22 protein-coding genes are annotated in these 24,483 nt (G+C 69.9%); 9 read left to right on the forward strand and 13 right to left on the reverse strand.

Annotated features, from left to right (window positions below; translation table 11 throughout):
- Positions 1-112 precede the first annotated feature (112 nt).
- On the reverse strand, positions 113-2,926 hold the full coding sequence (locus AORI_RS77655) for an AfsR/SARP family transcriptional regulator (RefSeq protein WP_476692323.1): 2,814 nt from the start codon (positions 2,924-2,926) through the stop codon (positions 113-115).
- A gap of 66 nt (positions 2,927-2,992) precedes the next feature.
- On the opposite strand from AORI_RS77655, the gene AORI_RS77660 reads away from it, so the two are divergent.
- On the forward strand, positions 2,993-3,937 hold the full coding sequence (locus tag AORI_RS77660) for an o-succinylbenzoate synthase (protein ID WP_043848419.1): 945 nt from the start codon (positions 2,993-2,995) through the stop codon (positions 3,935-3,937).
- A 57-nt stretch (positions 3,938-3,994) separates the two neighbouring features.
- Here the strand turns inward: AORI_RS77660 and AORI_RS77665 are convergent, their stop codons facing one another.
- The 4 genes from AORI_RS77665 to AORI_RS84495 all read right to left on the reverse strand — a co-directional run bounded on the left by AORI_RS77665 (position 3,995) and on the right by AORI_RS84495 (position 6,863).
- Positions 3,995-4,903, reverse strand: coding sequence for a M23 family metallopeptidase (locus AORI_RS77665; protein ID WP_043848420.1), 909 nt, complete (start codon positions 4,901-4,903; stop codon positions 3,995-3,997).
- 158 nt (positions 4,904-5,061) lie between these two features.
- Complete coding sequence (locus AORI_RS77670; RefSeq protein ID WP_016337598.1) at positions 5,062-5,667, reverse strand: RlpA-like double-psi beta-barrel domain-containing protein; 606 nt, start codon at positions 5,665-5,667, stop codon at positions 5,062-5,064.
- Between the two features lie 78 nt (positions 5,668-5,745).
- A complete protein-coding gene (locus AORI_RS77675) occupies positions 5,746-6,540 on the reverse strand; it encodes a transporter substrate-binding domain-containing protein (protein WP_016337599.1) in 795 nt (264 codons plus the stop codon).
- A complete protein-coding gene (locus AORI_RS84495; protein WP_228688256.1) occupies positions 6,540-6,863 on the reverse strand; it encodes a hypothetical protein in 324 nt (107 codons plus the stop codon). The genes AORI_RS77675 and AORI_RS84495 overlap by 1 nt, the downstream gene beginning before the upstream one ends.
- Before the next feature lie 345 nt (positions 6,864-7,208).
- Between AORI_RS84495 and AORI_RS77685 the strand changes: the two genes are divergently transcribed.
- Both AORI_RS77685 and AORI_RS77690 read left to right on the forward strand, forming a co-directional pair.
- Positions 7,209-7,433, forward strand: coding sequence for a PspC domain-containing protein (locus tag AORI_RS77685; RefSeq protein ID WP_007033414.1), 225 nt, complete (start codon positions 7,209-7,211; stop codon positions 7,431-7,433).
- 180 nt (positions 7,434-7,613) lie between these two features.
- On the forward strand, positions 7,614-9,308 hold the full coding sequence (locus tag AORI_RS77690; protein ID WP_043848421.1) for a hypothetical protein: 1,695 nt from the start codon (positions 7,614-7,616) through the stop codon (positions 9,306-9,308).
- A 515-nt stretch (positions 9,309-9,823) separates the two neighbouring features.
- Here the strand turns inward: AORI_RS77690 and groL are convergent.
- The 5 genes from groL to AORI_RS77715 all read right to left on the reverse strand — a co-directional run bounded on the left by groL (position 9,824) and on the right by AORI_RS77715 (position 14,918).
- A complete protein-coding gene (gene groL, locus AORI_RS77695) occupies positions 9,824-11,452 on the reverse strand; it encodes a chaperonin GroEL (RefSeq protein ID WP_016337602.1) in 1,629 nt (542 codons plus the stop codon).
- 337 nt (positions 11,453-11,789) lie between these two features.
- Complete coding sequence (locus AORI_RS77700; protein ID WP_016337604.1) at positions 11,790-13,235, reverse strand: serine/threonine-protein kinase; 1,446 nt, start codon at positions 13,233-13,235, stop codon at positions 11,790-11,792.
- Positions 13,236-13,291: 56 nt separating this feature from the next.
- Positions 13,292-13,498, reverse strand: a complete 207-nt coding sequence (locus AORI_RS77705) for a cold-shock protein (protein ID WP_005164266.1) — start codon at positions 13,496-13,498, stop codon at positions 13,292-13,294.
- Positions 13,499-13,612: 114 nt separating this feature from the next.
- The gene (locus AORI_RS77710) at positions 13,613-14,236 is read right to left on the reverse strand and encodes an AIM24 family protein (RefSeq protein WP_016337605.1); all 624 of its coding nucleotides are present in this window, start codon (positions 14,234-14,236) and stop codon (positions 13,613-13,615) included.
- A gap of 4 nt (positions 14,237-14,240) precedes the next feature.
- Complete coding sequence (locus AORI_RS77715) at positions 14,241-14,918, reverse strand: TIGR00266 family protein (protein ID WP_016337606.1); 678 nt, start codon at positions 14,916-14,918, stop codon at positions 14,241-14,243.
- Between the two features lie 74 nt (positions 14,919-14,992).
- Between AORI_RS77715 and moeA the strand changes: the two genes are divergently transcribed.
- Positions 14,993-16,186, forward strand: coding sequence for a molybdopterin molybdotransferase MoeA (gene moeA, locus AORI_RS77720; protein ID WP_016337607.1), 1,194 nt, complete (start codon positions 14,993-14,995; stop codon positions 16,184-16,186).
- A 15-nt stretch (positions 16,187-16,201) separates the two neighbouring features.
- Here moeA and AORI_RS77725 read toward each other — a convergent pair whose 3' ends face one another.
- Positions 16,202-17,446, reverse strand: coding sequence for an MFS transporter (locus AORI_RS77725; protein ID WP_016337608.1), 1,245 nt, complete (start codon positions 17,444-17,446; stop codon positions 16,202-16,204).
- Positions 17,443-18,015, reverse strand: a complete 573-nt coding sequence (locus tag AORI_RS77730) for a winged helix-turn-helix domain-containing protein (protein WP_016337609.1) — start codon at positions 18,013-18,015, stop codon at positions 17,443-17,445. Before AORI_RS77730 ends, AORI_RS77725 begins: the two co-directional genes overlap by 4 nt.
- 81 nt (positions 18,016-18,096) lie before the next feature.
- Here AORI_RS77730 and AORI_RS77735 point away from each other — a divergent pair, with 81 nt between their 5' ends.
- The 3 genes from AORI_RS77735 (at position 18,097) to pssA (ending at position 20,548) form a co-directional block, all read left to right on the forward strand.
- Positions 18,097-18,378, forward strand: a complete 282-nt coding sequence (locus tag AORI_RS77735; protein WP_043849207.1) for a GlsB/YeaQ/YmgE family stress response membrane protein — start codon at positions 18,097-18,099, stop codon at positions 18,376-18,378.
- A gap of 478 nt (positions 18,379-18,856) precedes the next feature.
- A complete protein-coding gene (locus AORI_RS77740; protein ID WP_016337612.1) occupies positions 18,857-19,585 on the forward strand; it encodes a phosphatidylserine decarboxylase in 729 nt (242 codons plus the stop codon).
- A gap of 3 nt (positions 19,586-19,588) precedes the next feature.
- On the forward strand, positions 19,589-20,548 hold the full coding sequence (pssA, locus tag AORI_RS77745; RefSeq protein ID WP_016337613.1) for a CDP-diacylglycerol--serine O-phosphatidyltransferase: 960 nt from the start codon (positions 19,589-19,591) through the stop codon (positions 20,546-20,548).
- 252 nt (positions 20,549-20,800) lie between these two features.
- Here pssA and AORI_RS77750 read toward each other — a convergent pair whose 3' ends face one another.
- Positions 20,801-21,442, reverse strand: coding sequence for a TetR/AcrR family transcriptional regulator (locus AORI_RS77750; protein WP_016337614.1), 642 nt, complete (start codon positions 21,440-21,442; stop codon positions 20,801-20,803).
- An 81-nt stretch (positions 21,443-21,523) separates the two neighbouring features.
- Between AORI_RS77750 and AORI_RS77755 the strand changes: the two genes are divergently transcribed.
- Together AORI_RS77755 and AORI_RS77760 are read left to right on the forward strand one after the other, a co-directional pair.
- Entirely contained in the window at positions 21,524-22,138 is a 615-nt protein-coding gene (locus AORI_RS77755) for a nitroreductase family protein (protein ID WP_016337615.1), read from the forward strand.
- A gap of 13 nt (positions 22,139-22,151) precedes the next feature.
- The gene (locus AORI_RS77760) at positions 22,152-24,431 is read left to right on the forward strand and encodes an AAA family ATPase (RefSeq protein ID WP_016337616.1); all 2,280 of its coding nucleotides are present in this window, start codon (positions 22,152-22,154) and stop codon (positions 24,429-24,431) included.
- Positions 24,432-24,483: the final 52 nt, after the last annotated feature.

Below are 24,483 nucleotides of genomic sequence, written 5' to 3' on the forward strand. Positions count from 1 at the left end.
GCACAAGCTGCACAGTCAGCGCGCAGTGAGCGGTGTCCGGTTTAGTGGCACTCGAGGTCACGGGCGTACTCGCGTGCTGTGCCTGGGGGTCGGCACGCCGGGCGCCCGTGCCTCACTCAGCCTTGACGGTTTCGCCGACCAGCGACGCCAGCTTGGTGCGGACGTCCTCGGCATCGGGATGCGAAAGCTCGGTCAGCACCCGCACCGAACGCAGCCAGCACTCACGCGCCGACGAGGGATCACCGAGCCGCAGATGGATTCCGCCGAGCTGGGCCAGCACGTCGGCCGCCTCGTAGAGCTCGCCGTGGGCGAAGAACATCTCGACGGCGCGGCGCATGCAGGCGATGCCCTCGTCTCCGCGGCCGAGCCCGACCAGGGCGGTTCCCTTGGTGTGCAGGGTGAAGCGGGCTTCGTCGGGGAGCGCGTGCGCCTCCAGCGCCAAGGCCTGGTCGGCGAAGTCGAGCGCCTGCTCGAAACGGCCGGCCTGGGTGCAGATGTCGCCGAGCGCCTGCAGTGCGCTGGCCTCCATGCCGGCGCCGACGTTGCTCTCCCGGATGAGCTTCAACGCGCGCGTGCCGTAGTCCCAGCCCGTCTCAGGATCCTGGCTGGCCAGCGTGAGGTTGTAGAGGGCCCGCGCCTCGCCCTGCCGGTCCCCGACCTGCCGTTGCAGCTCGACGACCTGCTTCAGGTAGGCGATGCTGTCCTCGTATTGGCGGGCGACCCCGCAGGCCACGCCGAGCCCGCTGAGGATGGCGGCCTCGCCGGAGCGGTCCCCGAGGTCGCGGGCGGCGCGGAGCGCGACGCCGAACACCGAGCGCCAGTCCTCCAGCCGGGCCCGCACGATGAAGTACGACTGCAGCAGCCACGCCAGCTGCCAGCATTCCCGGTACCGCCGCTCCCGGTACGCGATGTTCACCGCGGCGATGAGGTTCCCCGCCTCCTCGTCGAACCAGTCGAGCGCCTGTTCGTAGTGCCCGAACTTCAGCCCGGCGCCGTCGAACCGCTCCGGCTGGACGAGCCGGTAGTGCCGTTCCGGCCGCAGCAGTCTCGATGCGTTCAGCGCGGAGGCGAGCGACGCGTGGAGCAGCCTGTCCAGCACGGCCGTCCGCTCCTCGGGCCCGTCGAGCTTCGCCGAGAGTTCGGCCGCGTACGCGCGGATCAGGTCGTGGAACTGGTACCGGCCCGGCTTGGACCGCGCGATCAGATGCGCGGAAGCGAGTTTCGCCAGATCCTCGTGTGCCTCCGCGATGTCGACGCCGGCCACCGCCGCGGCCGCGGGCACGCTGAAGTCCCCGCCGGTCGGCAGGCCGAGCAGCCGCAGCATCCGCGCGGCCCGCTGGTCGAGCGCGCGGTACGAGTAGGAGAAGACGGCCCGGATGTTCGTCTCGTCGCCGTCGGCGAGGTCGAACGAACCCAGCCTGTCCTGTTCGGCTTCCAGCAGCCGGACGAACTCGCCCAGCTCGAGGTCCGGGAACTGCGCCGCCCGCACCGCGAGGATCCGGATGGCCAGCGGCAGCCCGCCGCAGTACCGGACGAACCGTTCGGTGGCCTCGGGGTCTTCGGCGACCCGGTCCAGCCCGATCGTCGACGCGAGGAGCGCGATCGCGTCCTCGTCCGGCAGTTCCTCCAGCGCGACACGCCGCGCGCCGTGGGTGGCGACGAGCGCCTGGAGCTGCCATCGGCTGGTCACCAGCACCAGACAGCCGGGCCCGGGCAGCAGCGGCCGGATCTGCTCGGTGCTCCCCGCGTTGTCGAGCAGGATCAGCATCCGGCGGCCCGCGCTGTACGTGCGCCAGGTGGCCGCGCGCCCGTCGACGTCGGCGGGGATCCGGTCGGCGGGGACGCCGACGGAGACGAGCATGGTTTCGAGCGCGGCGGCGGGTTCGACCGGCTCGCCGGGACCGTACCCGCGCAGATTGAGATACACCTGCCCGCCGGGGAAGCGGTCTCCGACCTCGTGCGCGAAGTGAACTGCGAGCGTCGTCTTGCCGATCCCGCCCATGCCTTCGATCGAGGCGATGGACGTCGACCGTTCGGTGTCCAGCGCCTCCGGGACGAGCCCGTGCAGTGCCTTGAGGTCGCGTTGGCGGCCGGAGAACACCCGCAGATCGGCGGGAAGCTGGCGAGGGATCAGCGGCTCGGCACCGAGCCGGTAGCGCGTCAGCTCGGAGTCCAATGTGGTCTCGACGGACTCTTCGCCGGTCAAGATCGCCTGGTGCGCCCGCTGCAGCGACGCGCCGGGGTCCAGGCCGAGCTCTTCGGCCAGCACCGCGCCGATCCGGCGGTAGACGTTCAGTGCCTCGGCCTGCCTGCCGGAGCGGTAGAGCGCGATCATCAGCTGTTCGTGCAGCCGCTCCCGCAGCGGGTTCTCGCGGCACAGCCTGATCAGCTCGGGCACGACGACGTTGTGCTCGCCGAGCGCGATGAGCGCGTCGGCCCACTGCTCGCACACTCGTAACCGCTCTTCGCCCAACTGGTCTGCTTCGTCCCGAAGCAGCGCCTCGGAGTGGACGCCCTGCAGGGCCGGGCCGCGCCATTCGGACAAGGCCGCGGCGAACCGGCCCGCGGCTCCGCGCAGGTCGCCGTCCCGCGCGGCCTCCGCTCCGGCCGCGGCGTGGGCGCGGAAGCGGGCGAGGTCGAGCAGGCTTTCGTCGAGTTCGAGCAGGTAGCCGCCCCGTTCGGTGCGGATGGTGACCTCGTCGCCGAGCGCGCGGCGGACCCGCAGGACGTAGGTCTGCAGCGCTCCCTTGGACCGCCGTTGGTCGTCCGGCCACAGCCAACGGCCCAGCTCCCCGACCGGTACCACCGTGTTCGCGCGCAGCAACAGGCCGGCCAGCACGATGAGCGGCCTGCTGCCGCCCAAGGGCACCGGCAGCCCGTCCGCCGTGACCTCGGTGGGCCCCAGCACGCGAAAGTCGAGTGCCACGTCGCTCATTCTGTCCGGAACCGACGGAATCGGCACGCGATTCCCGCGGTGGCATGATCGGTGCCGATGGACGTCTACGCTATCCCCCTGCGCACGCGGTTCCGCGGCATCACGGTCCGCGAAGGGCTGCTGATCCACGGTGAAGCGGGCTGGGGCGAGTTCTGCCCGTTCTCCGACTACTCCGACGCCGAGAGCGCGCCGTGGCTCGCGTCGGCGCTGGAGGCGAGCGAACGCGGCTGGCCGTCGCCGGTGCGGGACAGCGTCGAGGTGAACGCGACCGTGCCGGTGGTGTCCCCGGAGAAGGCGTTCGAACTCGTTTCCGCTTCGGGCTGCCGCACGGCGAAGGTGAAGGTCGCCGACCCGCGGGTGAGCCTCGCCGAGGACTGCGCCCGGGTGGAGGCGGTGCGGGCCGCGCTGGGCCCGCGGGGCGCCGTCCGCGTGGACGCGAACATGGCCTGGGATGTGGACACCGCGGTCAAGGCCATCGGTGAGCTGGACCGCGCGGCCGTCGGGCTCGAATACGTCGAGCAGCCCTGCCCGTCGATCGACGAACTGGCCGCCGTCCGGCGCCGGGTCGGGGTGCGGATCGCCGCGGACGAATCGATCCGCCGGGCCGAGGATCCGCTCAAGGTGGCCGTCGCGGGGGCGGCCGACGTCGCCGTGCTGAAGGTGGCGCCGCTGGGCGGGGTGCGGCGCGCGCTGGAGGTCGCCGAAGCCTGCGGTCTGCCGTGCGTGGTGTCGTCCGCCGTCGAGACGAGCGTCGGGCTCGCCGCCGGACTGGCGCTCGCGGGCGCACTGCCCACTTTGGACTTCGCGTGCGGCCTGGGCACGATGTCGTTGCTCACCGGAGACGTCTGCGGCGACTCACTGTCCCCTGTGGACGGTCGACTGCCGGTGCCGCTTCAGGCTCCCGCTCCCGATCTGTTCGCCGCCCACGCCGCCGCTCCGGACGTCCGGGCATCCTGGGAAGCCCGCCTCACCCGCGTCCGCACCCACCTCCGGATGTCATGAAAGGGTCGTTCAGGACAAAAGATGTCCTGAACGACCCTTTCATGACACTTCAGAAAATCAGGTGCAGTGCTCGAAAGGCGATTCGTAGCTGGCGGACCCCGCCGAGCCGCCCCACCGAACGCACTTCGCGCCGGCCGCCGCGCTCACCGGACCCGCGTAGTACTCGAAGCTGCCGGAGTCGGTCTTCCTGGCCGAACCCTGCACTTCGAGGAAGGCCGAGACCGCGCTGCCGGTGCCGACCGAGGTGGACTTGATGGTGGTGACGCAGTTGTTCTGGTTCGTGGCGTTGTACAGCAGGTACGCGGTCGCGGCGCTGCCGACGGCCTGCGAGTCGATCACCTTGTAGCCGTCGCCGCACACCTCGACGGCGTCGTACGGGTTGGGGTTCCCGGTGCCGCTGCAGGTGTTCTTGGAGGTCACGTTGGCGTTGGGGTAGCCGAACTTCACACCGTTGAAGTACGCGGGCTTGATGTTGCTCGGCCACGACGAGTCGTTGGTGCGGACTTCGTAGTGCAGGTGCGGGCTGATGTTGTTGCCCGGCTTGGAGGTGTTGCCGACCTCGCCGATCTTCTGCCCCTGCGCGACCTGCGCGTTGAGCGCGACCGAACGGACCTTCAGATGCGCGTAGTAGGTCGACCATCCCCCACCGTGGTCGATCTTCACCAGGTTGCCGAAGCCGTTCGCGGAACCCTGGTGCGCCGAGATGACGACCTTGCCCGCCGCCGCCGCGACCACGGTGTCGCCGAGGTCGGCGTCCGCGGAACCGCCGCGGTTGAAGTCGATCTCGTAGGCCCGGTGCGCGCTGCTGTTGTCGTTGTCGCCGTTCCACACCTGGTTGCAAGGGAACGGGAGCTGGAAGTTGGGACGCGGCCCGACGGCGGCTTCGGCCGACGTCGCGGTGATCGCCAGCCCGGCCATGCCCAGCAAGGCGGTGGCGGCCGCCGTGAGCACTCGTCTGAATCTCATCGGATGTCCTTTCTCGGGCGTTTCGCGAGAAGCGTCCCGAAAGGGCGTACAAGCGAGATACAAACGACCACGAGCCCTCCTGGCCGAGGGGACCAGGAGGACTCGTGCCGCCTCCGCACCGGGACCGTCCGCGTCTTCCCCGTCCCGGTGCGGGTGTCTCAGCCGACCCGCTCGATGGTGGCGCGGCGGATCAGGAACTTGCCCGGTTCGCGGACCTGCTCGAAGGCCGCGTTGTTCAGGAGCGCGCAACTGCCGGAGACGCCGGTGACCTCGACGGTCGTGGACTTGTCGTTGTCCAGGTTCGTCACCTTCAGCTTGGTGCCCGCCGGGAACTCGCTGCTGGACGCCGCGGGGGCGCCGCCCTCGCCGGACAGCGTCACCGTGGAGCCCGGGCAGACGACCTCGCCCTCCCCGGCGACCGCTTCCTCCTGCGGCGCCGCTTCTTCCTCAACCGCCGCCTGGTTGCCGCTTTCGGCCTGCACTTCTTCGGTGCACCCGGCGGCTTCGCGACGCTGCTGGATGAGGTCGACGACGGCCTGCCTGTTCGCGATCCGCGCCTCGGACAAGGCGTCCGGCTGCGCCTTTTGGCCCGCGATGAAAGTGAGGTTGTTGCGAAGAGCGGCGTCGAGTCCCTGGCAGCTTTCCGCGGCCTGCCCGTCCGGAGTGCTGATCGCGAACATCGCCGCGGCGATGGCGGCCACCCCGAGCACGGACGCGATGCCGATCGTCGCGCGTTTGCGGTGTTTCCCGGCGCTGTTCATCATCGGTGTTTCCTCCGGTCTGGTTTCCTCCTCACCCACATCCAGGGATACGTTCGGATAACGAAGGTGGTTCAAACCGATTCAGCCGAGCCAGGGTTTCGCGATCCGCGCGTACGTACCGTCGTTCAGCGCGAGATGCAGCCACTGGTCGGCCCACTCCTTGAACACGACGTCGCGCGGCAGGAGGTACGCCTTCTCCGAGAAGGTGAACGGCTCGTCGGGGTGCACCGCGCACAACCGCGGGTTCTGCTTGGCCTGCCAACGGGTTTCGGTCGCGTCGGTGATCATCAGATCGGCCCGGCCCGCCAGGATCTCGGCGAAGATCGTGTTGTTGTCCGGATGCCGCACGATGGTCGCGCGCTTCAGGTTGGCATCGGCGAATTGTTCGTTGGTACCGCCCGGATTCACGATCGCCCGCACGCCGGGCTGGTCGATCTGCTCCAGGGTCTGGAACCGTTTCTCGTTCTCGCACAAGGTGATCGGCGTCTTGCCGTCGCGAAGATAAGGAGCGGTGTAGAAGCCCTTCTTCGCGCGGTCCAAGGTCACCGAAACCCCGCCCATCGCCAGATCGCATTTCCGCCCGACGTCGTCGGCGATCGCCTTCCAAGTGGTCTGGACCAGCTGGAGCCGGACGCCGAGCCGCCCGGCGAGGTCGCCCGCGAGATCGATGTCGATCCCGCTCCACGCGCCTGCGGCGTCCCGATAGGTGAACGGGCGATAATCCCCCGTCGAACACACGCGGATCTCGCCGCGGGCCTGAACGACGTCGAGCCTGCTTCGCGCGCCATGGCCTTCCGGCGCGGCACTGGCCGTGCCGATTCCCAGCACGGTCAGCACCGCGACCCCGAACGTGAGCGCTTTCGCCTTGATCGTCATCAAGGCATCTTCCACGCCCTGAGGTAGGCGCGCACCAGCTCGGCGAGCCGGCGCTCCAGCGACTCGGCCGCTTCCAGCGCTTCCTCGCGGGTTTTCTTGCCCTGCCTCAGATCCCGGAGCCAGCCGAGCCACGGTTCGGGAACCGGCAACGTGATCCGGCCGGTCTCCAGCAGCTCCACGCCCTGCACGCCGAGCCGCACCATGTGCATGGCGAACTTCGTGTCGAAGCCGTACTTCTCGATCAGCTCCGGCCTGCCCGGCGAGAGACGCTCCGGTGCGCGTGCTCGCGCAGTTCGGCGCCCAGCTCGTCGATCACCACGCATCCACTTGCGCAGCGAGTAGACGATCAGGTCGAGGTCGTCGGGACCGGATCGGGCGCCTTCGGGCCGATGACGTGGTCCGGCGGCTCGATGCAGATGCCGAGCTCGTCCCGGTCGTCTGGCCGAGCACGGCGGTGCCCTGCAGCCCGGACCCGACCTGGCAGCGCAGGATCGTGCCCTGCTCGGCGATGGCGGCGAATTCGGGGCTGTCGTGTTTCACCGGACAAGTCATACTCGCGGCCAGGGGCACCGGGCATCCGGTTTTCGGCCCCTCAGGGTCGGATTCCAGGGTCGGGTCGGGGCCGTTCCCCGATGTGCCGGGGGTCGTTCCGGAGCGAACATCGAGCCATGACGAACAGCGTGTACACCCCCCAGGCCACCAAGAAGCTCTACCGCAGCCGCACCGACAAGATGCTCGCGGGCGTCGCCGGCGGCTGGGCCGCCTACCTCGGCGTCGACGCCGCGATCCTGCGCATCGCCCTCGTGGCGGGCGTCTTCTTCACCGCCGGGTTCGCGATCCCGCTCTACGCCGCCGCGTGGCTTCTGACTCCGGAACAGCCGGGCGAATCTTGATCGGGGGCGGATCGCGTTCAGCCCGCTAAACGCGATCCGACAGGGCAGGGGGACAAAGGCGAGAAGCCCGGGCATGGGGAGGCCCGGGCTTCTCGCTTTCCGGAGTTCGGCCGCGAGAGCGCGCGTTGGCCGTTACACTTCCCCTGACTTTGTCACAGGGAGCGGGAAGTGGGGGCCTCCATGGCCAAGTATCTGAGCCTCAGCGAGTACAAACGGATGCTCGACGGCGCGCTGGACGACTTCCACCAGGCGCTCACCAAGCGCTGGATGGAAGACGCCGTCGACGCCATGACACGGCTCTCGCCCGCCGTGCCGTGCTCCGCGGAGCCCTGGGCCTGGCAGTGGCCCGCCGAGTCCTACGGCCACCTCTCGGGCGCCGACGACTTCTGCGGATACCTGACCTGGGTCATGGACGGTATGCACGGTCACTACAAGGACGTCCACTGCGACGGCTGGAACCCGCAGACCCAGAAGAACGTCGAGTGCCACGTCGAACGGAACCTCGCGCAGATCGAGCGGCTGGCCTGGAACCGGCGGCAGGAGTTCGCCAAGTTCGTCCCGCAGCTGGAGGGACCCGACCTCGCGAAGCTGGAGGCCGCCCACAACACGTTCCTGAACGTCGCCGGCAACCTCGGTTTCCACGACAAGAACGGGCGGGTGACCGAGCTGCTCGGGCAGGGCGCGGTCGTCCGGAACGTCGAGTGGCTGGACGGGGCGACCAGCGCGACCGAGCCCTGGTTCATCGCGTGGACCGGGCTCGCCGCCCAAGCGTTCAGGGAAGGGTTCTTCGCCTCGATCGCGCCGACCATGACGCACCAGGCGCTCATCCTCGCCAGCCTGTCCACCCTGTACTCCACCCGCGCCGCGACGATCCAGACGACCCGGCTCAACATCATCAAGCGGCTCAACTGGGCCACGAAGAAGCTGGACGAGAAGGTCACCCTCAAGGTCTTCACAGCGGACTCGATCCTGGGGACGGTCAGCCGGGCGAAAACGCTCCACGGGGTCGCGAGCAACCTGCTGGCCGCGGGGGCGCAACTCAACAACGTCGTGAAATCCGTCAACGAGGCGGGCGGGAAGGTCCTCGGCCCGGTCGGCGCCGTCCTCGACCTTGCCGGATTCGTCGGCGGGATCATCGAGGGACTCACCGTCGAACAGGACGCCATGTCCCTCCAGGACATCCTGCAGAAGCTCACCACCTCGATCCAGGACGAGCACAATGCCTTGTCCGGCCTCGAAGCCGACTTCGGCTCGAACGTGCTGGCCCTGCAGAAGGCGATCGCGGGGGTGCACAGCTACAACCTGGAGCTCTACGACCTCACCGCGAACACGCTGCCGAACCAGACCGACCGCGCGAAGTATCACGGGATCCAGGTGGAGGTCCATTTCGTGCTGCGCTTGGCGCAGACCTGCTTCGAGGCGGCCGAAGCCTATTCGGCACAGCTACGGATTCTCGCCGAAGCCGACCACGCCGACCGACACCTCGCGGGCCGCGATGAGCAGACGTGCACGGGCGACGACACGACGTTGGAGATCCGCGACGCCGTCGAGCAGTTCATGAGGACGAGCTGCGCGCGATTCCTTCTCGCCGGGGAGCAGCTCAGGAAGGCGGCCGAGGCCTATGCGCGAACGGACGGCGAGCTCTCGGACGACCTCAAGAAGCTGTTCGCCGCTTGGGAAAGCGCCAACCGGGACCGGGGGAAGATCGACCCGAATCCCGAGACGGTCGAGCGGGAGAATCCCGCCACGGAGGCGGGAGGTACCGACCGGACCAGCCTTGAGCCGAGGAAGCCTTCGGTGCCGAACTCCATCGATCCGTACGAGGAGGATCGTCGGAAGCAGGGCGGCAAGTACGCGGTGGACGGGCAACGGTAGCTACTGGTCCACGGGCGCGGCGAGGGCAAAGGCTTGACTCGCGTGATCGGGCACGTATTGAGGGGTAGGTCAAACATGGCGTGATCGAACCCCTGCCGCACAGGCCGTCCTCGCCGACTCACGATGAGATGGCCGCCCCGGACAGCGATGTGTCCACAAGGGACACTCCGCACTCGATTGCGCGCCCGATCGATGTCTCGATGTCCAGTTCTCGCAGGGGTCGTGAGTGGCGATGGTCGTTCTAACCCTCTTTATCACTCACGACCGCTCGCGAAACCGGACTTACCGGCCCAAAGCAGGCGTGCGCTGCCTGGAACGTGACCGTTGTGGACACCGCAGGCCTCAGGCAGCACAACGCGCCACGTTTGACTTACTCCTCAATAACTCGCGGGGGCAAAGGCGCAACTCGCGTGATCAGGCACGTAACTCGCGTGATCGGATGCCGCACTCGGCAAAGGAAAAGCCCGGACGCGCGAGGCGCGTCCGGGCTTTCCGGTGGTGCTACAGGCTCGAACTCAGAAGTCCATGCCGCCCATGCCACCGGACGGGTCGGCGGGAGCGGCCGCGGCCTTCTCCGGCTTGTCCGCCACGACGGCTTCGGTGGTCAGGAACAGCGCCGCGATGGAAGCGGCGTTCTGCAGCGCGGAGCGGGTGACCTTCGTCGGGTCCGGCACGCCGGCCGCGAGCAGGTCCTCGTACTCGCCCGTGGCGGCGTTGAGGCCGTGGCCCTGCGGGAGGGACTTGACCTTCTCCGCCACGACGCCGCCTTCGAGGCCGGCGTTGATCGCGATCTGCTTGAGCGGCGCCTCGACGGCGACCTTGACGATGTTGGCACCAGTGGCCTCGTCGCCCTCGAGCTTCAGACCGGCGAAGGCGGCCTCGGCGGCCTGGATGAGAGCGACGCCACCACCGGCGACGATGCCCTCTTCGACGGCGGCCTTGGCGTTGCGCACCGCGTCCTCGATGCGGTGCTTGCGCTCCTTCAGCTCGACCTCGGTGGCGGCACCGGCCTTGATGACGGCCACGCCGCCGGCCAGCTTCGCCAGACGCTCCTGGAGCTTCTCGCGGTCGTAGTCCGAGTCCGAGTTGTCGATCTCGGCGCGGATCTGGTTGACGCGACCCTGGATCTGGTCGGCGTCGCCCGCACCCTCGACGATGGTGGTCTCGTCCTTGGTGATGACGGCCTTGCGCGCCTTGCCCAGCAGGGAAAGGTCCGCGTTCTCCAGCTTGAGGCCGACGTCCTCGGAGATGACCTGGCCACCGGTCAGGATCGCGATGTCCTGCAGGATCGCCTTGCGGCGGTCACCGAAGCCCGGGGCCTTGACGGCGACGGACTTGAAGGTGCCGCGCATCTTGTTGACGATGAGGGTGGCCAGGGCCTCGCCCTCGACGTCCTCGGCGATGATCAGCAGCGGCTTGCCGGACTGGATGACCTTCTCCAGCAGCGGCAGGACGTCCTTGACGGTGGAGATCTTGGAGCCGAAGAGCAGGACGTACGGGTCCTCGAGCTCGGCTTCCTGACGCTCCGGGTCGGTCACGAAGTAACCGGAGATGTAGCCCTTGTCGAAGCGCATACCCTCGGTGAGCTCGAGCTCGAGCCCGAAGGTGTTGCTCTCCTCGACGGTGACGACGCCTTCCTTGCCGACCTTGTCCAGCGCCTCGGCGATGAGCTCGCCGATGGTGCGGTCCGCGGCGGAGATCGACGCGGTGGCGGCGATCTGCTCCTTGGTCTCGATCTGGACGGCGGCCTTGTGCAGCTGCTCGGTGATGGCCTCGACGGCCGCCTCGATGCCGCGCTTCAGGCTGATGGGGTCGGCCCCGGCGGCGACGTTGCGCAGACCCTCGCGGACGAGAGCCTGGGCGAGCACGGTGGCGGTGGTGGTGCCGTCACCCGCGACGTCGTCGGTCTTCTTGGCAACTTCCTTGACGAGCTCGGCCCCGATCTTCTCCCACGGGTCCTCGAGCTCGATCTCCTTGGCGATGGAGACACCGTCGTTGGTGATCGTCGGCGCGCCCCACTTCTTTTCGAGCACGACGTTCCGGCCCCGCGGGCCGAGGGTCACCTTGACGGCTTCGGCGAGGGTGTTCAAGCCGCGCTCAAGACCGCGGCGGGCGTCCTCGTCGAACGCGATCAGTTTGGCCATTGCGGTGTGGTCCTCCGGTATTGGGCGCCGCCGCACGCCTACTACAGCGCGGCGGCAGGACTCTTCCTCGGCCAGGCTCGGTGCCCGCGACGGACGACCCACCCGATCAAGGGTGCGGCCTCACCGTCCCGACCTTCAGGCGGACGGTCGGTGACCGTCACGCCTGGCACTCGACGGCGTCGAGTGCCAATGTCGTGTTTAGCACTCTCCAGGGGAGAGTGCAAGAACCGCAGGTCAGCGCGGTGGCGTGGCTGAAGGGGACCATGCCCGCATAAGACGCGGCGAAGGACGCTTTCACCACATCGCACGCGGTGAAAGCGTCCTTCAGCTCGGCTCGTCAGTTGCTCGGCTTGATGGGGATCGACGACGGCGGCGGCTTCAACGACGAGCCGGGAGCCTGCGACTGGGACCCGCCGGGGCCGACCGGGATGTTCGGCGCGGTGGTCTGCGGGCCGTTGCCGCTGCTCGAGTCACCGAAGATGAAGATGGCGGCCACGATCGCGCCCGCGACCACGAGGGCGCCGACGATGATCCAGATCCACTTGGCGCCGCCGCCCTTCTTGGGCTGCTGCTGGAAACCGCCCTGCTGCTGCGGCGGGCCGTAGCCCGGGAGCGGACCCTGCTGGAAGCCACCCTGCTGGAACCCCTGCTGCGGCGGCGGGCCGTAGCCCGGCGGCGGACCCTGCTGGAAACCGCCCTGCTGGAATCCACCCTGCTGCGGCGGCGGGCCGTAACCGGGCGGCGGGCCCTGCTGCGGCGGGGGACCCTGCGGTCCCGGTCCCTGCTGGCCGTAGCCGGGCTGCTGTCCTCCGTACGGGTGCACGGGGCCCCCCTCTCCCTGTGGCGGCGTGTTCTGCCGTGGCGCCTGCTGCGGGACCGCCTGCTGGACGGTCGCGGCCGCCGCCTGCCCGGGCGCGCCGGGCGGCTCGTTCGAAGTCGCGAGCGGACCGAGCGCGCGCCTGGCGGCCGCGATCATCTCAACACAGTTGGGGTAGCGCTCGGCGGGATTCTTCGCCATTCCCTTCCGGACGACCTCGTCGATGCCGGCGGGCAGGCCGACGATCCGCGAGATGGCCGGGGACTCCCCGTTCAGATGTCCCTTGATGACCGTCTGCACGTCGCCCTTGAAGGGCGGGCTGCCGGTCAGGCAGGCGTAGAGGACACAGGTGAGCGCGTACTGGTCGGTGCGGCCGTCGAGCGGCTCGCCGCGCAGGTGCTCGGGCGCCGCGTACGTCGGCGAGCCGAGGAAGTCGCCACCACGGGTGCGATGCCCGGTGGCGCCGCGGCGGGTCAGGCCGAAGTCGGCGACGTAGACGTGCTCGCGCGAGGTCTCCTTGCTGGTGACCAGGACGTTCGCCGGTTTGACGTCGAGGTGCACGAGACCCCGGTTGTGCAGGGTGTCGAGCGCGTCGGCGACCTGGTCGAGCATGTTCAGCGCGCGGGCGGGCGCGATCGGGCCACCGGAGATCAGCCCGGCGAGGTCCCCGCCGTCGACCATCCGCATGGCGATGTAGAGCATGCCTTCGAGCTCGCCGAAGTCGTACAAGGGCACGACGTTGGCATGGTCGATCGCGGACGTGTTCCGCGCCTCGTCCACGAAGCGTTCGCGGAATTCGGCGTCGGCCCCGAGGTGATCACCGATGACCTTCAGTGCCACCTTGCGTCCGAGCCGCACGTCCGTGGCCTTGTAGGTCACGCTCATGCCGCCCTTGCCGAGCACGCCGTCGATGCGGTAGTTGCCCAGCCGACGACCCGTCAGGTCCCCCGACTCATCGCCTGTCACGCAGCGAAGCCTAACGCGCCAGTTCCGGGCGCCGCCGGGGGTCGCCCGAAGTCTTCCTACGAGACCTTGCGTACGTCCGCGGCCTGACTCCGCCCGTCACGGCCGGACTGGACTTCGAATTCCACGCGATCACCCTCGTCGAGCGTCCGGAATCCGTCGGCCTGAATGGCCGAGTAGTGGACGAAGACGTCGGGCCCTTCGGTGGATTCGATGAATCCGTAGCCCTTTTCCGAGTTGAACCACTTGACGGTGCCGACTGCCACGGCGCACTCCCTCAGCACAGGATCCGTCGGCCTTCTCTGCCCCGGCCGGCGGTTTCGAGTGCAGTTCACGCTACCCGAATTACCGGCTTCGGCAATGCTCAATTCGTCCCAAGGTCATCCGCGAGAAAGCCGCCTATTGCGCGCTTGCACCAGGACGCGTCCTGGTCCCGCGAAGTCCAGCGCGAGCCCTTCGCCGGTGCGGACCGACTGCGGGCCGGACTGGTCGACCGCGCGGAGACGGCACTGCACGGTGTCCGGATAGGCCAGCAGGAAGTCCGGCCGCACGGTGACGAGTTCGCCCGCGGTGAGTTCGAAGGCGTCGACCGGGCCCTGCGCGGCCAGCACGAGCGGGCCGCTCCCGCTGTAGTGCTCCAGGAAACCGGAATCGGCGCCGAAGAGCTTCTGCAGCGGAGCCCAGCCGGGGTCGTGCCGGACGGTCGCCGGCCGGGCCAGGATCGCGTCCCGGCTCACGCACCAGCCCCCGCCGCCGGTGAACTCCAGCGGGTAGACGTCGCCGGCGGCCAGCGGCGCGAAGTCGATCCAGCCGCCGCCCTCCGGTGCGTTGAACACCGACGGGGCGGCCTTGCCCGCCCGCGAGCCGCCGCGGGACGGGACGGTTTCGGTGATGCCGAAACTGCTGGCCAGCATGGTGTCCCCGGCGGCCTGGACGGCTTCGCCGGGGGACAACAGCACTCGTGCGACCCCGAAGTTCGGGGTGTGCCTCGTCTGGACCCGCATGCGGTCAGCGGGAGGGGACCTGGGCGATCACCCAGGCGGACAGCGCCGACGGGTTGCGGGTCTGGGTGAGCAGCTGGCCAGGCCCGGCGAAGTCGAAGACGAGGCCTTCACCGCTCTTCATCGACTGGATGACGCCGGTGGCGACCTTGCGGATCTGGTACTGCAGGGTGTCGGCGAACGCGACGACGTGCCCGGTGTCGATGGTGATCACCTCGCCCTGCTGCAGGGTCACCGTCTCCAGCGCGCCGTAGCAGGCCACGACGAGCGGGCCCTGTCCCGTCGCGTGCGTCAGGAAGCCGCCCTCGCCGCCGACGAGGTTCTTGAGCCCGCCCCATTTCGTCTCGGTCTGCACGCCGTGGGAGGACGCGAGCCACGAACCGCGGGTGACGCACCAGCCGGTGCGGCCGTCGAGGTTGATGATCTGCATGTCGCCCGGCAGGTTCGCGGCGACGTCGACCCAGCCACCGTTCTGCGGGGCGGTGTAGGTGGAGATGAAGAAGGACTCGCCGGAGAGGAAGGCACGGCCGAGGCCCTTCATGATGCCGCCCTGCGCCTGGGACTGGACCTGCACGCCGTAACTCGTCGCCATCATCGCGCCCGACTCGACCTGCGCCGGCTCGCCCGGGGCGAGGATGAGCCTCGCCACCGCGAACGACGGCTGGTGACGGATCTGAACCTGCATGTCTTCTTCTCCCCGGATGGTCGTTGTGACGCGCAGAGTCTTGCATGCGGGGCCCGAGGCGGGAGGATGGTCCGGTGATCTCCGTCGACGCCCACCGTGAGACCGTCACCGGCCTGCTCGGGAACGCCCCCGTCATCCGCCTTCCGCTCGCCTCCGCCGCCGGGCTCGTGCTCGCCGAGGACGTGCGCGCGGGGGTTTCGCTGCCGCCGTTCGACAACTCCGCGATGGACGGTTACGCCGTCCGCGCCGAAGACGTCGCGGAGGTACCCGTGACGTTGCCGGTCGCCGAGGACATCCCCGCGGGCCGGGTCGACGGCACGAAGCTGGAGCCGGGCACCGCGCACCGGATCATGACCGGTGCCCCGCTGCCGCCCGGTGCCGACGCGGTGGTGATGGTGGAGCACACGGACGGCGGCGTGACGGACGTCCGGATTCTCAGGACGGCTGTCCTGGGCGCGCACATCCGGCGCCGGGGCGAAGACGTCGTCGAGGGCACCGTGGCGCTTTCGGCGGGGACGGTGCTGGGCCCGGCGCAATTGGGCCTCGCGGCGGCCGTCGGACTCGCCGAGGTTCCCGTGTACCGGCCGCTGAAGGTGCTCGTGGTCTCCACCGGCACCGAACTCGTCGACGCGCCGGAACCCTTGCGGCACGGGCAGATCTACGAGTCGAACAGCATCATGCTGGCGTCGGCGATCCGTGCGCTCGGCGGCGAGGCCGAGGTCGTGCGCAGCGTGGTCGACGACGTGGACGAGTTCCGCGCGGTGATCGAGCCGCGGCTGGCGGAGGCCGATCTGCTGGTGACGTCGGGCGGGGTGAGCGCGGGGGCGTACGAAGTGGTGAAGGACGCGCTGACCGGGCAGGGCGTGGAGTTCCGGAAGGTCGCGATGCAGCCGGGCGGGCCGCAGGGCTGCGGACGCTGGAACGGTGTGCCGGTGGTGACGCTGCCGGGCAATCCGGTGAGCGTGCTCGTGTCCTTCGAAGCGTTCCTGCGGCCGGCGTTGCTCGCGGCGATGGGGCACACGGGGGTCGACCGGCAGCGGGTGCGGGCCCGGCTGACCGAGGCGATGACCTCCCCCGCCGGACGGCGCCAGTTCCGGCGGGGCTTCTACACGCATGCCGAAGGCGAGGTCACCGGGGTCGTCGGTCCGCGCGGCGGGCCGGGCTCGCATCTGCTGGCGTCGTTCACGCAGGCGAACTGCCTGATCGTGCTACCGGAGGACGTGGACTCGGTCGAGCAGGGCGACGAGGTGGACGTCCTTCTGCTCTGACCTGCGTTTAGCGGGCTAAACGCGATCCGTCGGGAAGTCGCGGCACCGGCCGACCGGGGTGAACAGCAGGACGAAGACGGCGACCACCTCGAGCCCCGCCATCAGCCCCAGCGTCTGCCGTACGCCCGCCGTCTCGCCGAGGATCCCGCCGAGCAGGCCGCCGAGCGCGACGGCGCCGAAGCTGAGCACGGACGAACTCGCGGTGACCCGGCCGAACATCGCCGCCGGGACATAGCGCTGCCTGAAGGTGGCATTGAGGACGTTCGAGCCGACGACGCCCGCGCTGACCGAGAACCCCGCGGCGACGAAGAAGGCGAGCCCCCAGCCGCCGTTCGCCAGCGGGCCGAGCAGCATCATGAGCGCTCCGAAGGCCTCGCAGAGCACGAAGGCCCGCGCGGTGCCGATCCGGGCGGCGATCTTGCCCGACAGCGCGGCACCGGCGACGCCGCCCGCGCCGACGAGCGCGAGCACGAGCCCGGCGGTGCCCTCGCCGACGCCGAGATCGCGGACGAGGAACACGACCTCGATCGACTGGTAGCCCATGAGCGCGACGTTCGAGATCGCGCCGAAGACCGCCAGCACGCGCAAATACGGGTCGCGGACGAGGAAAACGAGGCCGTCGCGGATCTCGTCACGCAGCCGCGAACGCGTCTTCGCCGGGCGCTCGGGCTCACGGTGCCGGATGGATCGCAGGCACAGCACGGAGATCCCGAAGCTGACGGCGTCGGCGAACACCCCGGCGACGGCGCCGAACCAGTGCGCCAAGAGCCCGGCGAGCCCGGGTCCGCCGATCTGCGCGGCGGATTCGCTGCCCTGGAGCTTTTCGTTGGCCTCCTGCAGTTGGTCCTTCTCGATCAGCGAGGGCAAGTACGCGCGATACGCGACGTTGAAGAACACCTTCGCGACGCCGCCCGCCAAGGCGACGACGATCAGCTGGGTCATCGTGAGCAGGCCGGTCCACGCCGCGACCGGGACGCTCAGGAACACCAGCATGGAAATGCCGTTGCACACCAGCATTACCGGGCGTTTCGGCCGTCTGTCCACCCAGGCGCCGGCCGGCAGGCCGATCAGCAGCCACGGCAGCCAGGCGGCCGCGGTCAGCAGCCCGACCGCGAACGTGCTCGCCTGCAGGGTGACCACCGCGACGAGCGGCAGCGCGACGACGGCGATGGAACTGCCGAGCACGCTGGTCGTCTCGCCGGTCCACAGCAGCCGGAAATCTCTCGATCGCAGCAGTCCGCCGCGTTCGCGGGTGGTCACGGGCGGGCCGGGACGGCGCGGGTGGCGATGAAGACGGGGCGGCGTTCCTGGCCGTCGTCCGGGATCTCGCGGCCGCTGTAGGACTTGATCAGCTCGTGGACCTTCTGTTCGAGCTCGGCCAGCTCGGCGACCGACATCTTCGCCCAGCTGTCGGTGGCGAAGGCGGCGCGATGCCATTCCTCCGGATAGGTCTCGCGTTCGGCGAACCATTGGCGCGCCATGGAAACCTGGCGTTCGAGGGCGAGGGATTCGGCGGCGGCCGCGACCGGGTCGTCGGGGAAGTCCGAAGGCGACCAGGAAACCGCGTAGCCCACGCGGCGCCACCAGCGCTCGCGGCGGTCGCGGGCGAGCTCCGGTGCCTCCTCGACCAGATCGCTGGCGGCCAGCACCTTCAGGTGATGGCTGACGTTCCCGACCGCCTGCCCGGTCCGTTCGGCGAGCACGGAAGCCGTGGACGGGCCGTCGAGGCGGAGGACGTCGAGCAGGCGGCGTCGCAGCGGATGCGACATCGCGGCGAGCACCTTCGAATCGTGGACTTCGTGGACTTCGCGATCAGCACTGTCGGCCATGACGCACAACAGTAGTTGCACAAGAGTGCTTGTACAAGTCTCCTTGTGCGCTACTCCATCCGGGTCGGTAACCTCGACGGCATGGGTTTCTTCTCGTGGATCGTGTTCGGCGCCATCGCCGGCTGGCTGGCCAACGTCGTGGTGGGCGGCCCGGACCGGCGCGGCGGCTGCCTGTTCAGCATCCTGATCGGTGTGCTGGGCGCGGCGCTGGGCGGTTTCATCTACCGCCTCGCCACCGGCACCGAACGGACCTTCGAGTTCGACTTCCCCAGTTTCGGCGTCGCCATCCTCGGTTCGATCGCGCTGCTCGCCCTGCTGCGACTGGTGCGCGGCTCGGGGCGGAGCGACTCGTATCGCCGGTGATCAACGGAGTAACCGTTGGTAACGGTTTTCTCGCGACCGGTGATCACCGGCGCGCGGCGAACTAGAGTGGGATGTTCGCTCGGTTCCAGTGGCCGCGTCCGGGTGCATGTGCCGTCGGGGGGCATATGCATCCGGACGCGCGTGCCTCGGCGATGATCGAGGCGGCGCGGACGGGGTCGACGAGCGGAGGCATCGGCGCCGCCGAAATGTCCCTCTTCCAGGCGCGGAACAACTCGGCGAGTCGCTCGCCTGCGGGGTCCGGGCTGGCGGGCATTCGAGAGTCCTTCAAGGTCTGCGATCGGCGTCAATTACCTAGAGTTATCGCGTATCTCGACCTTGCGTTACCGGGATGTGGCCCCGCCCACCCGGCGCGGGGAAACCCTTCCGGGGGAGGCCACGGCCCGGCTCCGGACAGGGCGGTAGCGTGGTGGCTCTTCCTGTCCCGACCCCCCGACACGAACTGCGGTGAACCCGACCAATGAGCGGCAACCGGCCGGAAGCCACTGGTAATCCCCTCGCGCACGCCGTGAAGCTGGCCCGCGAGACCGTTCCGCCGATGCACCCGGCCGGCAGGCCGTTCGTGTTCGGCGGTCTCGCCGCGACGCTGGTGCTGCGGAGGTTCTCCAAGCGCCTGGGCGTCGTCGGCGCGCTCGCGACGGCCGCCACGGCCGCGTTCTTCCGTGAGCCCAAGCGGGTCCCGCCCGCCCAGTCCGGCCTCGCGGTCGCGTCGGCGGACGGTCTGGTCTCGCTGATCGAAGAGGCCGTGCCGCCGCCCGAGCTGGGGCTGCCCGCCGAACCGCGGATGCGGGTGAGCGTGTTCCTGTCGGTGTTCGACGTGCACGTCCAGCGGGTCCCGGCCTCGGGTGTGATCGAGCGGGTCGCGTACCGGCCCGGGAAGTTCCTGTCGGCCGACCTGGACAAGGCGAGCGACGACAACGAGCGCAACTCCGTGCTCATGCGCACCGACGACGGCCACGAGCTCGTCGTGGTGCAGATCGCGGGGCTGGTGGCCCGGCGCATCCTCTGTGAGATCCGCGAGGGTGACAAGGTCGGCGTCGGCGCGACGTACGGCATCATCCGCTTCGGCTCGCGAGTCGACCTGTACCTGCCGCCGGGCAGCAAGGTCCTCGTCTCGAAGGGCCAGCGCACGATCGGCGGCGAGACGCCGATCGCCGAGCTGCCCACGGCGCCGCACCCGGAAGGCTGATCCATGGTCCGCGTGACCACTCCCGGCGTGCGGCTGCTGCCGAACGCCATCACGGTGCTCGCCCTGTGCGCCGGTCTGTCGTCGGTGCAGTTCGCGCTGATCGGCAACTATCCGATGGCGATCGCGTCGATCGGGATCGCCGCGGTGCTCGACAGTCTCGACGGCCGGATCGCGCGGCTGCTGGACGCGACGTCGAAGATGGGGCAGGAGCTCGACTCGCTGTCCGACGGCATCTCGTTCGGTGTCGCGCCCGCGCTGGTGCTGTACGTGTGGCACGCGGAGGGCGAGCGGATCGGCTGGGTGGCGTCGCTGATCTTCGCGGTCTGCATGATCCTGCGGCTGGCGCGGTTCAACACGCTGATCGAGGACACCGAGCAGCCGCCGTACGCGGGCGAGTTCTTCGTCGGTGTGCCCGCGCCCGCCGGTGGTCTGCTGGCGATGCTGCCGCTGATCCTGGAGCTGCAGTTCGGGCAGGGCTGGTGGTCGCACCAGTACGTGGTGTGGGTGTGGACGATCGCCGTCGCCGCGCTGCTGATCAGCCGGATCCCGACGCTTTCGCTGAAGACGGTGAAGGCGCCGCCCAAGGCGATCGCGCCGCTGCTGGTCGGGGTGGGCCTGCTGGCCGCCGCGATCATCCAGTTCCCGCTGGTGGCGCTGGCGATCGCGCTGATTCTGTACCTGGCGCACATCCCGTACTCGGTGTACCGGCACCGCTGGCTGGCGAACCATCCGGAGGCGTGGATGGCGCCGCCGCGGGAACGGCGCGCGATCCGGCGTTCTTCGAGCCGCCGCCGTCTCGGCCTGCGGCCGCCGCTGCGGCGCGTGGTGGCCGGCGCCGCTCAGCGCGTGCGGCTGCAGCGGGGCGAACAGCACGTCGCGCGGGCTCCGCGCACCATCTCGACCGACAAGGACCGGGGCGCGCGACGCCGCTCATGGCGCCGCATCGGCCTGCGGAAACGCTGATCCACCCGGCTGACCGCCCACTCCCAGCCCCCCGCCCGTCCCTGGGGGACGGCCCCGCGCCCAGCGTACCGGGGGTGCCCGACGGAACCGGGGGAAACGGGGGCCGGGGGCGGGAGTTGTCCACAAGCGGGTGGGGCTGTGGACAACTTGGGGATCGCTGGAGCTGAAGTGTCAGGAAAGGGTCGTTCAGGACGAAAGATGTCTTGAACGACCCTTTCCTGACATCCGGCCCCAGACCGGCCGAGCCGAAGCTCAGCCCACCGAAGCGCGCAAACCGCCGATCACCAGGTCCAGCTGGGCCTCGAAGTCCTGCAGGCAGTCGCCGTCCAGCAGCGACGGCAGCGCCCGGTGCAGTGAGGGCAGCCCGTCCGCGGTCACGGACCGCTGGAACCACGCCACCACCGGCTCGGCCCGCTCCAGATCCGACGGGTCCGGGACACCGGAAAGCCCCACCGTCTCGGTGAGCACGGCCCCGAACACCAGCCCGATCAGCGATCGGTAGCCCCGCGCGGCACCGCGTTCGTCGAGTCCGGCGTCCAGCAGCGCGGAGAACATCGCGTCGATGAACTTCAGCGCGCCCGCCGAGCGCGGGTTCGCCGCGTCGGTCGCGAGCGCCCGAACCACCACCGGATGCCGCGAAAAAGCCGTGTACAGACCGTGGGTCAGCGCGCGCAGCCGCTCGTCCCACGGTCCGGGTCCGGGCAGCGGCACGCTCTCGAAGACCCGCGCGGTCAGCCCGTCGAGCAGATCGCCCTTGTTCGCGACGTGGTTGTAGAGCGACATCGCCTCCACGCCGACGTCGGCGGCCAGCTTCCGCATCGACAGCCCGGCCAGTCCGTGCTCGCCCGCCAGCCGCAACGCGGCGTCGAGCACCTTCTCCCTGCTCAGCGCCATGTGTCCCAGTTTACCGGCACCCCCTTACGCCGTAAGTACTTACATCGTATGCTTACGACGTAAGTCACCTGGAGGGATGCCATGGACACCGAAACGCTGCTCACCACCACCCGCTCGGTCCGCCGCAAACTCGACCTGGACCGGCCGGTCGACGAAGGACTGCTCGAAGACTGCGTTCGCGTCGCGCAGCAGGCGCCTGCCGCGGGGATGCTGCTCGATGCCCAGCGCTGGGTGATCGTCCGCGACCCTGATCTGCGCGCGGAGATCGCGAAGATCGTCCGCGCCGAGGCGATCCCGACCATGGCGAAGTACGGGCACCTGGCGAGCGAGGCCGTCATGCGGTCGGCCCGCCACCTCGTCGACAACCTCGGCCGCGTCCCGGCCCTCGCGATCCCGTGCATGATCGGCCGCCCGCCGTCGGATCCCGTGATCCAGAACGGGTACTACGGCTCGGTGTACCCGGCGATCTGGAGCTTCCAGCTCGCGCTGCGGTCGAAGGGGCTCGGCAGCTCGATGTGCGCGTACCACCTGCCCGCGCGCGAGGCCGAAGTCGCGAAGCTGCTCGGAATCCCCGAAGACGTCGCGCAGATCAGCCTGCTCGCCGTCGCCCACACGACCCAGCGCGACTTCTCCCCGGCCGCCCGGCGACCCGCCGGGGAGATCCTGTCCTTCGACCGCTGGGCACGGTCCGCGTAGATAGGGTGGCGGGGTGAGCGCACCCCAGATCACGCTGACCGTCCGGCACACCCCGTCCGCACTGGACTCCCGCCGCGGCGTCGTCCGGCTGCACCCCGAAGTCCTCGACGCGCTCGGCCTGATGGCCTGGGACGCCGTCCGCGTCACCGGCGCGCGGGTCAGCTCCGCGCTGGCCGCCCCGTCGGACGGCGAGGGGATCCCGGGCGTGATCCTCCTCGACGACGTCACGATGTCGAACCTCGGCGTGACCGAAGGTTCGGAAGTGGTCGTCGCGCCTGCGGAGGTGTCGGCTGCCAAGACGGTCACCGTGGCGGGCTCACGCATCGCGAGCGTGTCGCTCTCCCCGCACACCCTGCGGCTCGCCCTGATCGGCAAGGTGCTGACCGTCGGCGACGCCGTTTCCCTGCTCCCCCAGGATCTCGCGCCCGCGCCGGGCTCCGACGTCTCCGCGGTCCGCGGCCAGCTTTCCCGCGCCATCGGCATGACGTGGACGAACGAGCTGCTCACCGTCACCGCCACCGAACCATCGGGGCCGGTCGCCGTCGGACCGTCCACTGTGGTCAGCTGGCGCGACGGCGCCCGCACCGGCGAGGCCGAGCCCGCCGCCGCCCCCGCCCGTGCCGGGACGACGCTGGTGCGCAGCACACCTGCCACTCCCCACGAGGATTTCATCGACGCGGAGATCGTCGAAGACGAGCGGGTCGACGAGGTCGCCGAGGAATCCGTGCCGCCGCTTTCGGATCTCGCCGGTTCCGAGGCGGCCGCGCGCAAACTCGCCGAATGGTTCGACCTGGCCTTCCATCGTCCGGAGCTGCTGGCGAAGCTCGGGACGTCGGCGCATCTCGGGGTCCTGCTGTCCGGGCCGGAAGGCGTCGGGAAGGCGACGCTCGTCCGCGCCGTGGCACAGGCCGAGAAGGTGCGGGTGGTGTCGCTCGCCGCGCCGAACATCGCCGTCCTCGAACCGAACGTCGCCGCCGCGCGGTTGCGTGAAGCGATCGAGCAGGCCACCCGCGACGAAGACCCGGCCGTCCTGCTGATCACCGACATCGACGCGTTGCTGCCCGCGTCCCAGCCGCCACCGCTCGCGACGGTTGTCCTCGACGACCTGCGCAAAGCCTTGCGTACCAAGGGTTTCGCCGTGGTCGCCACCACCGGGCGCGCCGAGTCCACCGATCCGCGGCTGCGCGCCGCCGACCTGCTCGACCGCGAGCTGGGCCTGCCGCTCCCGGACGCGAAGACCCGCACGGAGCTGCTGCGTGTGCTCCTGCGCGACGCCCCGCTGGAGCCCGGCGTCGACGTCGGCCCGATCGCCGAGCGCACCCCCGGCTTCGTGGCGGCGGATCTCATCGCGCTCCGCCGTGACGCCGCCCTTCGCGCCGCGCTGCGCCAGCGTGACGTCGACGAGCCGCGGATCTCCCAGCAGGACCTGCTCGACGCGCTCACCACCGTCCGCCCCATCTCGATGTCCACTTCGGACAATCTGGCCACCGGCGGGCTGACGCTGGACGACGTCGGCAACATGACCGACGTCAAGCAGTCGCTCACCGAAGCGGTGCTGTGGCCGCTGCGCTACCCGGACTCGTTCGCCCGCCTCGGCGTCGATCCGCCGCGCGGCGTGCTCCTGTACGGGCCGCCCGGCGGCGGCAAGACGTTCCTGGTCCGCGCTCTCGCCGGCACCGGCGCGCTGAACGTCTTCGCGGTCAAGGGCGCCGAGCTGATGGACAAATGGGTCGGCGAGTCCGAGCGCGCGGTGCGGGAACTGTTCCGCCGTGCCGCCGAGGCCGCGCCGTCGCTGATCTTCCTCGACGAGATCGACGCGCTCGCCCCGCGCCGCGGCCAGTCGTCGGACTCGGGCGTGTCGGACCGCGTGGTCGCTGCCCTGCTGACCGAATTGGACGGTGTCGAGCCGATGCGCGAGGTCGTCGTCCTCGGCGCGACGAACCGGCCGGAACTCGTCGACCCGGCGTTGCTGCGGCCGGGACGGCTGGAGCGCCGCGTCTACGTCCCGCCGCCGGACGCGCACGCCCGCGAGGCGATCCTCGCCGCCAGCGCCAAGAACACGCCGCTCGCGTCCGATGTGGACCTCGCGGCGTACGCGGCCACTTTGGACGGTTACTCGGCGGCGGACTGCGCGGCGCTGATCCGCGAGGCCGCGCTGACCGCGATGCGGGAGTCGCTGGAGGCCAAGGAGGTCACCGCCGCGCATCTGGCGAAGGCGGCCGAGACGGTCCGGCCGTCGCTCGACCCGGCCCAGCTCGCGGCGCTGGAGGCGTACGCGCGGACCCAGGTCTGAGAATACGAAAAGGGCCCGCTTCCTCGCGAGGAAGCGGGCCCTTTCACGGATG

The sequence above is a fragment of the Amycolatopsis keratiniphila genome (assembly GCF_000400635.2).
Classification (GTDB): domain Bacteria; phylum Actinomycetota; class Actinomycetes; order Mycobacteriales; family Pseudonocardiaceae; genus Amycolatopsis; species Amycolatopsis keratiniphila.

What these genes read in the sequence shown, in the direction of transcription:
- AORI_RS77660 (WP_043848419.1), top strand. Translation starts at nt 2,993, where the DNA reads ATGGACGTCTACGCTATCCCCCTGCGCACGCGGTTCCGCGGCATCACG.
- AORI_RS77665 (WP_043848420.1), bottom strand. Translation starts at nt 4,903, where the DNA reads ATGAGATTCAGACGAGTGCTCACGGCGGCCGCCACCGCCTTGCTGGGC.
- AORI_RS77670 (WP_016337598.1), bottom strand. Translation starts at nt 5,667, where the DNA reads ATGATGAACAGCGCCGGGAAACACCGCAAACGCGCGACGATCGGCATC.
- AORI_RS77675 (WP_016337599.1), bottom strand. Translation starts at nt 6,540, where the DNA reads ATGACGATCAAGGCGAAAGCGCTCACGTTCGGGGTCGCGGTGCTGACC.
- AORI_RS84495 (WP_228688256.1), bottom strand. Translation starts at nt 6,863, where the DNA reads ATGCGTGGTGATCGACGAGCTGGGCGCCGAACTGCGCGAGCACGCGCA.
- AORI_RS77685 (WP_007033414.1), top strand. Translation starts at nt 7,209, where the DNA reads ATGACGAACAGCGTGTACACCCCCCAGGCCACCAAGAAGCTCTACCGC.
- AORI_RS77690 (WP_043848421.1), top strand. Translation starts at nt 7,614, where the DNA reads ATGGCCAAGTATCTGAGCCTCAGCGAGTACAAACGGATGCTCGACGGC.
- groL (WP_016337602.1), bottom strand. Translation starts at nt 11,452, where the DNA reads ATGGCCAAACTGATCGCGTTCGACGAGGACGCCCGCCGCGGTCTTGAG.
- AORI_RS77710 (WP_016337605.1), bottom strand. Translation starts at nt 14,236, where the DNA reads ATGCGGGTCCAGACGAGGCACACCCCGAACTTCGGGGTCGCACGAGTG.
- AORI_RS77715 (WP_016337606.1), bottom strand. Translation starts at nt 14,918, where the DNA reads ATGCAGGTTCAGATCCGTCACCAGCCGTCGTTCGCGGTGGCGAGGCTC.
- AORI_RS77730 (WP_016337609.1), bottom strand. Translation starts at nt 18,015, where the DNA reads ATGGCCGACAGTGCTGATCGCGAAGTCCACGAAGTCCACGATTCGAAG.
- AORI_RS77735 (WP_043849207.1), top strand. Translation starts at nt 18,097, where the DNA reads ATGGGTTTCTTCTCGTGGATCGTGTTCGGCGCCATCGCCGGCTGGCTG.
- AORI_RS77740 (WP_016337612.1), top strand. Translation starts at nt 18,857, where the DNA reads ATGAGCGGCAACCGGCCGGAAGCCACTGGTAATCCCCTCGCGCACGCC.
- pssA (WP_016337613.1), top strand. Translation starts at nt 19,589, where the DNA reads ATGGTCCGCGTGACCACTCCCGGCGTGCGGCTGCTGCCGAACGCCATC.
- AORI_RS77750 (WP_016337614.1), bottom strand. Translation starts at nt 21,442, where the DNA reads ATGGCGCTGAGCAGGGAGAAGGTGCTCGACGCCGCGTTGCGGCTGGCG.
- AORI_RS77755 (WP_016337615.1), top strand. Translation starts at nt 21,524, where the DNA reads ATGGACACCGAAACGCTGCTCACCACCACCCGCTCGGTCCGCCGCAAA.